This is a genomic window from Burkholderia sp. ABCPW 11, assembly GCF_001523445.1.
Classification (GTDB): domain Bacteria; phylum Pseudomonadota; class Gammaproteobacteria; order Burkholderiales; family Burkholderiaceae; genus Burkholderia.
In genome coordinates this window covers 1-899 of the sequence record NZ_LOVM01000020.1, presented here as the reverse complement: position 1 = coordinate 899, position 899 = coordinate 1, and the positions used below count along the sequence as shown (strand labels likewise).

Genomic DNA, 899 nt, shown 5'->3' with positions numbered 1-899 from the left:
TCGCCGGCCGACGACTGCGGGCTGCTCAGCCCGTACGCGACGTAGTTCGTCAGCGCGCCGACCGTGGTCAGCGAACCGGCGCCCAGCGCCACGCTGTTCGCGAACGTCGCCGATGCGCCGGCGCCGAGCGCGAGCGCATCGGTCGCCGTGCTGCGCGCACCGGAGCCGAGCGCGACGCTGCCCACGCTGACCGCCACCGCATTCGCACCCTGCGCGACCGACTGCGCGCCCGTCGCCGTCGCGCCGCTGCCCAGCGCGATCGCGTCGGCCTGCGCGGAACTCGCCGCCTGCCCGATGGCGACCCCGCCCGGCGCCGTCTGGTCGACGATCGCGCCGTTGCCGATGCCCACGCCGTTGTCGCCGTTGACGACCGTCGTCGGCCCCACCGCGACCGATTCCGCGCCGACCGCGAGCGAATCCGCCGCCGTCGAGTTCGCGTGGAAGTACTTCTGGCCGGTGACCGCGAACGACTGCAGCGCGCCGGTCAGTTGCCGCACCGTCACCGCGTCCTGCTGGCCGGTGCCGTCCGCGACGTTGGTGATCTGGCGATACGTCTTGTTCGTCGCATCGCCGACCGATACCGCGCCGAGCAGCGTCTGGTCGGTCGTGTCGAACGGGATCGACGCAGTGCCGTTGCGGAGGATGCCCGACGACGGCACCGTCGCGCGGTCGGCCACCGAACCCGAGCCGAGCGCGATGCTGCCGTCCACCTTCGAGATCGCGTTCGGGCCGATCGCGACGCTGTCGACGCCCACCGCCTGGCTGTCGGGTGCGGTCGAATTCGCATGGAAGTACTTGATGCCATGCGCGTTGATGTTGTCGATCGCCGAGCCGACGTTGTTGTTGATCGTGGTCGAACCGTCGCTGTTGTACGTCACGTACGACGGCGCCGAGATCGC

1 pseudogene is annotated in these 899 nt (G+C 71.0%); it reads right to left on the bottom strand.

Going from position 1 to position 899, the window contains the following annotated elements:
* A pseudogene (locus tag WS61_RS08185) lies at positions 1–899 on the bottom strand (adhesin); the annotation flags it as partial.